10 protein-coding genes are annotated in these 6,035 nt (G+C 52.4%); 2 read left to right on the top strand and 8 right to left on the bottom strand.

The window, feature by feature from the left end; genetic code table 11:
- Positions 1–163: 163 nt before the first annotated feature.
- Positions 164–601 (top strand): transglycosylase SLT domain-containing protein, encoded by a 438-nt coding sequence (locus HMPREF3178_RS05330; protein ID WP_015632492.1) that lies wholly within the window; start codon positions 164–166, stop codon positions 599–601.
- 37 nt (positions 602–638) lie between these two features.
- Here the strand turns inward: HMPREF3178_RS05330 and HMPREF3178_RS05325 are convergent, their stop codons facing one another.
- The 7 genes from HMPREF3178_RS05325 to HMPREF3178_RS05295 all read right to left on the bottom strand — a co-directional run bounded on the left by HMPREF3178_RS05325 (position 639) and on the right by HMPREF3178_RS05295 (position 4,921).
- On the bottom strand, positions 639–1,169 hold the full coding sequence (locus HMPREF3178_RS05325; RefSeq protein WP_020277941.1) for an antirestriction protein: 531 nt from the start codon (positions 1,167–1,169) through the stop codon (positions 639–641).
- A gap of 624 nt (positions 1,170–1,793) precedes the next feature.
- Entirely contained in the window at positions 1,794–2,627 is an 834-nt protein-coding gene (locus HMPREF3178_RS05320) for an N-6 DNA methylase (RefSeq protein WP_020277940.1), read from the bottom strand.
- A 46-nt stretch (positions 2,628–2,673) separates the two neighbouring features.
- Positions 2,674–2,904 carry a CCDC81 family HU domain 1-containing protein gene (locus HMPREF3178_RS05315; RefSeq protein WP_020805755.1) on the bottom strand — a complete coding sequence of 77 codons (231 nt, stop codon included), beginning with the start codon at positions 2,902–2,904 and terminating at the stop codon, positions 2,674–2,676.
- A gap of 87 nt (positions 2,905–2,991) precedes the next feature.
- A complete protein-coding gene (locus tag HMPREF3178_RS05310; protein WP_020316654.1) occupies positions 2,992–3,339 on the bottom strand; it encodes a hypothetical protein in 348 nt (115 codons plus the stop codon).
- A 65-nt stretch (positions 3,340–3,404) separates the two neighbouring features.
- Complete coding sequence (locus tag HMPREF3178_RS05305; RefSeq protein WP_015632488.1) at positions 3,405–3,785, bottom strand: hypothetical protein; 381 nt, start codon at positions 3,783–3,785, stop codon at positions 3,405–3,407.
- A 516-nt stretch (positions 3,786–4,301) separates the two neighbouring features.
- Positions 4,302–4,652 (bottom strand): hypothetical protein, encoded by a 351-nt coding sequence (locus tag HMPREF3178_RS05300; protein ID WP_020277938.1) that lies wholly within the window; start codon positions 4,650–4,652, stop codon positions 4,302–4,304.
- Positions 4,649–4,921: a hypothetical protein gene (locus HMPREF3178_RS05295; RefSeq protein ID WP_023317525.1), complete on the bottom strand. Its 273-nt coding sequence runs from the start codon at positions 4,919–4,921 to the stop codon at positions 4,649–4,651. The genes HMPREF3178_RS05300 and HMPREF3178_RS05295 overlap by 4 nt, the downstream gene beginning before the upstream one ends.
- Positions 4,922–5,110: 189 nt before the next feature.
- Here HMPREF3178_RS05295 and HMPREF3178_RS05290 point away from each other — a divergent pair, with 189 nt between their 5' ends.
- Positions 5,111–5,596 carry a hypothetical protein gene (locus tag HMPREF3178_RS05290; protein ID WP_020277937.1) on the top strand — a complete coding sequence of 162 codons (486 nt, stop codon included), beginning with the start codon at positions 5,111–5,113 and terminating at the stop codon, positions 5,594–5,596.
- A 160-nt stretch (positions 5,597–5,756) separates the two neighbouring features.
- Here HMPREF3178_RS05290 and HMPREF3178_RS29550 read toward each other — a convergent pair whose 3' ends face one another.
- Positions 5,757–5,918: a type I toxin-antitoxin system Hok/Gef family toxin gene (locus tag HMPREF3178_RS29550; RefSeq protein WP_032426744.1), complete on the bottom strand. Its 162-nt coding sequence runs from the start codon at positions 5,916–5,918 to the stop codon at positions 5,757–5,759.
- Between the last annotated feature and the right edge of the window lie 117 nt (positions 5,919–6,035).

Genomic DNA, 6,035 nt, shown 5'->3' with positions numbered 1-6,035 from the left:
AATCTGCAAAATTTTAATTTTGCGTAGTGTGTGGTGATTTTGTGGTGAGGAGTGCATATCTGTTGAGTCTGGTTCTGGTCTGGGTTAACGTATTTGCAGGAATCGACCCGGAGGGAGTCTTTTGAGAAAACAACTGGTATTAGCCACCCTGCTTTTAATTTCCATGCCTGCCTGGTCTGCGGATTGTTTTGATATGGCAGGACGGGACTATCGAATAGATCCCGATCTGCTGCGGGCTATTTCATGGCAGGAGTCTAAATGGAAGGTGAATGCCATCGGGAAAAACCCGGGAGCTGGCTACGGTGCCGGACTGATGCAGATCGACTCGCAACACCAGGGTGAACTGTCGCAGTACGGTATTAAACCGGGACACCTTCTGACTGATGCCTGTCTGAATATTTACACCGGTGCTTATTATCTGGCACTGGCTTTTAAAAAATGGGGAGTCAGCTGGGAGGCAGTCGGCGCCTACAACGCCGGGTTCCGGAGAACGGACAGGCAGGCCATGCGACGACTGGAGTACGCCAGGAAGATTGAGGCCATCTACCTCGCTATCAAGAAAAATAAAAATGCCGGCCAGTCATCTTTAACAACAAAATGAAGACCTCATTCATGAGGTCTTCAGAACAGGGAAGTGATTAATCAATTGCCCGCCATATTAAATGCCGTTCGGGATGATGAATAATGCTGATATAATCCTTCAGTGCATCCTGCCGTGAAACCAGACGCCTGCAGATCTGGTCATATTGCGGCCCCATTTCAGCCACGTGCCAGGACAACCTGTTCATAATCATCAGCGTGGCAATAATGCCTGCTGCATCAGCGCTAACCTCACCTTCAAAATAATTTCCCGGGATGCACATCCTGTAACGCTGCTCACCTTCAGGTGCGATATATCCGGTCTGCGTGGTAATGAACTGGATGCTGTTGGGTGCAATATTCCCGCCGACACCCTGTGGAATAACCCAGTAAGACCAGGAACCGCCGTCGTATTCAGAATGCTGGCGTAACCAGTTCGCGGCCATAGTATCGGCTAACGGCGTAAAAAAGAGCTCCGTGATAAAATCCAGGCGAGCTTTACCATTGGTTACGGCACTGCGCAGATATTTATCTGTTTTAAACTGTTCGTCTGATTCACGAGTGGCGGTGTTGACTTTCATTGTGCGCATACTGATTTTCTCCTTCGCGGTTTATTAAATCGTTCGACTTCATCACTGAGCGGCGAAGGGCAATTTGCAGCCGACGGGGAGGAAATAAAGGGGCGCGCGGCGTTTATATACCCCTTTATTTCCTCCACGGCTGATGCTAAAAGCAGCCCTCCGCGAAAGATGAAGTCGGGCGATATCGAGCTGGAGTGAGAATGCGCACAACCCTGAACGTCAATCCGGTGTTTATCGGATTCACGTTCAGGCCCTGGAGTGGCGGGTATTTATCGCCACGGTGAGAGCGGCGCATCCTGATAAGGATGCAGCAAGCGAGATTTTGAATTTGCGTCAGGATGGAAGCCCGACAGGGCAGAGACAGCTTGCTGGCTCTGTTCACGACAGCCGTGTCCCGACAGGGACGACGCCCGGGTCAGTATTTATTTAATCTTTCATCAGAGATAAATAGCGGAAGAGATACACAGCAGAATAGCGGAAGCGATGTAACAGAGATGAATAAAGAATATTGATGAGATAATACCGCGCCGGAGTAATACGGGCGGCGCGTAGCGCAGCCGGTATTATTCAGCGCCACAGGCGCTGCGGCCTTTCAGCGCAGTCGGGCAGGTTATCCCCTGCCCTTCCGGTTATTTACGCGGCCTCCTGTATTCCGCGCATAAAGTCCCGCAGAGACCTGAACCGGCGCAGATCTGCCAGTCGTTTTTCAAAGTCATTGAGGTAGAAAACCGGGGTATACCTCACACGCCGGATCTGCATCGTGAGCGTGTTGCCCGTCACCACTTCCGCTGCTATCCCCAGCAGTGACAGCTGGATGAATGCCATATCTGCCGCCACCGGATCGATGTCAATGCAGCTGCCGAACATGTGCATTGAGGGGTTAATATCCGCTTCAAGCAGGCACTCTGCATAGGCGATCAGCATCCCTGCGGCCCCACACGCCGGATCGCTGACGGTGGCAATCCCTTCCCGGCGGATAGTGTCTCTGACGCCTGGCATCAGCATTCGCGCCATCAGACACTGCACGGAATACGGGGTAAAATACTGCCCGCGAAAGTTATCACCCAGCTCAAGCTCCATAAAAATCGCGCCGAGGAAATCATGAAATTTCGCCTCCAGCGCACACACCATCAGGCAGAACATTTCCTGCATGTTCGCGATGTCGGTGGCCTCGTACCGGGCGCAGATTTTCCGGCAGTGCTCCATGCTCTCCGGCGTTCGTATCCGGGCCATATCCAGCTCGCTGGCGGCAAGCGACAGAAAATCACTGAACACTTCCCAGCGCCCCAGATGGCGGCCCGTATCCTTAAATACGCGGATAAAACGGCCCCGGCTGTACTGCTCGCTCATCATACGATGAACCGTGGGCACCGTTTCCGCGATCTGCTGCCCTGCCTGAATGACAGGGCTGTTATCCGCAGTTTCTCTGGCCAGATTGAACACATCGGCAAAACTCAGCTGTGACATAACATTATCTCCGCTGTTGCCGCTCCCGAAGGAGCGGCTCACCTTATCAGTTACATGCGCGTTTAAGTTCAAGCGTGCGGAGTACCTGCCCGAAGGCGGTGTTGTTCATCGCGGGGATATGAACGCCGCGCCCCTTACGAATACTGCGGGCAATATGCCGCCCGAAGGCTTTCAGCGCCGGATCAATCTCCTGGGCCGCAATATCGTCTCGCTGGATACGTGGATGACGACGGGGCTTTACAGCCTCAGTGGAAGGTGAAAGAATGGATAGGTTCATATGTACCTCTAAGTTAATTTGAACAGCCGAAAAAATCGTTACCGCGACTTTTACGGCGTGGATAAAGCAGGGTTTTCCCTGCTTTTTTCATTTCCGGAACAGGTTAAATTCCTCCTTAATGCGCGTTGTAATCTGCGCATGGCTCAGGTTGCACACATCCCGCAGCCGGAAATATCTGGCTCCGTAGCGGGCGTATATCTCTGTCACGTCACAGCAGACCATCTCCTGCAGCATGAACGTTTCCCACTCGCCGTTCTCACTTGTTGACCAGTTGAGCGGATACATCAGGCCCAGCGCCTCGTGAAAGGCATGAACGTCGATTTCTTCCGGTGCTTTCACCGCATCGTTACGGCGACTCAACCAGTACGCACGTTCTGCCTCTGCGGTGGTCTGCATTCCCAGGACTGCAGAGGATTCGATCAGGTGTAAGTTCATACATCTCTCCTTATGTGGATGACCGGCGGCCCCCGGACCGCCAGATGTTGGGTAAAAAAGCAGATTCATGGCATATGGCGTTCAGCGCGCATTGAGTCAGCAATGTATTTGCGTGCGTCATTCCACGCTTCCTCACCGATATCACCATAAAGAAGCTCAACGAGTTTCCGGGACTGAAGCCACGGTTGTGCAACGCCGAAATGCACCTGCAGAACGTCAGCGTGCCAGTCAACCACTCCCGCCCCCAGGACGTTATCAGCCATACGCATCAACGTGCCCCATACCAGTTCACTTCTTTCGCTTTCTCTAAGGCGCTTGTTTTTAAGCTCCGCCAGATACATAAGGAGGCTCTTTTGCTCGCTAATCGCGTTGGCCAGAAGGTTTTCAACCCATCTTTCGGTAGATTCTTTGGTGGCGGTTTTGACGTTGACGTTCTGTGTGTTCATTCTGCTTTTCCTCTGGTCTGGTGGTTAATCCATCTCTCGGTGAGTTCCCTGGCGGCAAAGGGCAAAGGAGCAACGTCGTAAGGAGGAGAACAAGGGGCGGAGACAAAAAGTTTTTGCGGTCCCTGGCAAAAAGTTTTTGGCGGAGTTTATTTACCCCTTGGGTGACGACACGGCGGTGCTACGACCAGCCCTTCGCCGGGGAACGGACGAGAGATGACTCACCAGGGGAAGGGATGAGAATGAACACACCCGACACGACGGAACGGCGTGGCGCCATCAGAGTGCCGGTAGCTTTATCGCCGGCACGGTGAAAGCGGCGCGACCGTTCCGGTCGCAGCAAGCGCTGCCGTTGACCTTGACTTCAGACATCAGACACTAGCCGTCAGGCCCGAAACCGCTTTGCGGGTTCGGCGGAGCCCGGCAGGTGCGCAGCAGCTGCCCTGGCGGAGTGTGGCTCGACGACTGGACAGCGCAGCTGGCCAGGAGCCGAAGGGGTCCAGTGTTGTTATGCCTTTCTTATCGTTCCAGACGTTCGACGGTGGCCAGCAATTGCGGATAGGTCGCTGACTGACACTTTTCGTACAGTGATTTAGCTGCGGGTATCCCTTCCAGATAATCATCCGAGTCCAGAATTTCCTGAGCCAGATATTCAATAAAGGCGGGTTCCACAACGGAGCCACTCAGCACATTAAGCAGAACCTGTGTTTCGTCGTCATCGAGAGGAAGGGCACAGACCCGAACCAGATGCGCATAGCGATCAAAGATATTATTCAGCCTTTCAGTCACCCCTTCCCTGTGGGAGTTCAGATGTGCTCGCAGCTTAGGCGAAGGCGTGAAAGAGGGGTTGCGGGAGATTTCTTTTTTCATGGGTTATCCTCAGAATACTGGCCCGACATAATTAAGAATTTGCGCCGCTCCCTCACGAACTGTCGGTACCATTTACGGGCAACACTGGCCAGATCGTCCTCAGAAGCGCCACAGGAAAGCGTACTCCCCATGAACCCTCCACCACAGCAAATCTGAGCACCTGTGTTACCAGAGTGTCCCGGGGACTCCAGGTGGACATAACCGCCACTCTCGGGTGCGTAAAAACTGAAAATTTCGCCGGTTTTACGGGATTTTATCGTGAAGTTCATGCTGGCTCTCCTTTGGCTCACCCGCGACTGCGCTTCGCCTCTCTGAGTTAAGTGGAACAATTGCTGTTCATTACACAGACAACTGTATGACAGAAGTCATACACAATCAAGCAAGAAGAACAAAATTTAAGCGCAGTAAATATTAATGCTAATGTACGCATCCATTAGCATTAACAACTGGTGCATAAAATGGCTCAGGAATCACAGACTGAACAGTCTCGCGCTTACTTTTACCGCAACTTTACGTACACAATCGAACATCTGACCCGGGATTATCAGGCTGAACTGCAGCGTTATTCTGATTATTCGTGGGAACTGCCTCAGCGAGCCGCACGCCTCAGCGCAGCAGTTAAGCGCTATAAAACGTACCGGATGCTGAGTTTTATTTTTGAGATAGCTGACAGCATCGATCTGGACTTAACCCCGCTTATTGTAAAGCGCCTTTGTATGCGCCTTTTCGGCCGCTCGGGTAGCCAGGACATAATTGTTGCCACTTTTGGGCAGAAGGGTCGCCAGCACCGCAGCCGCGATAATACGCCTGCCATCCTGGATGAAATAGCTTCCCGCTACCGTCTTGCCGCATACTCCTGTCAGGCCTCCACCCTGAGTGATATTGCAAGTGTGAAAAAGCACTATCAGACAGGCATCCGTGCAGCACGGAACAGGGAAAAATAACCTTCCCGGTAATAGCTAATGGATGCGTACATTAGCCTTAACATGAATAGATAGAGGAAAAAGGGGCTACCGGCGAACGGTAACCCCTTCATAAAGGCGCTTCAGGCATGTCAGACCAACGCAGCCCTGAAAAGGCGGGGTTTCCCCCGCCTCCAGGTTGCTACTTACCGTTGGATTCGTAAGCCAGGCTTGCCGCGACCTCCCTGTTCCCGTCCTTCAGCCGGACTTCGCATAAGCGGTTCCGGGTCAGGCATGTGAATATCAAGAGCGTTAAACACACGATTAATACGCACCAGACCAGGGTGTTTCGCGGTAGTTTCATGGGTGTGTAAGTTCACACAGATATTGCAAATACCTCAGGGTTAATAAGGGGGTTACCTGATGTTGATGCAACATGTCGGAGTAGGCTATTTTGGGTATTACCGAGCAACTGCTTATG

This window comes from Klebsiella sp. HMSC09D12 (genome assembly GCF_001808475.1).
Classification (GTDB): Bacteria; Pseudomonadota; Gammaproteobacteria; order Enterobacterales; family Enterobacteriaceae; genus Klebsiella; species Klebsiella oxytoca.
Note: the sequence above shows the minus strand (reverse complement) of the source record. Positions and strands in the feature narration are given on the sequence as shown.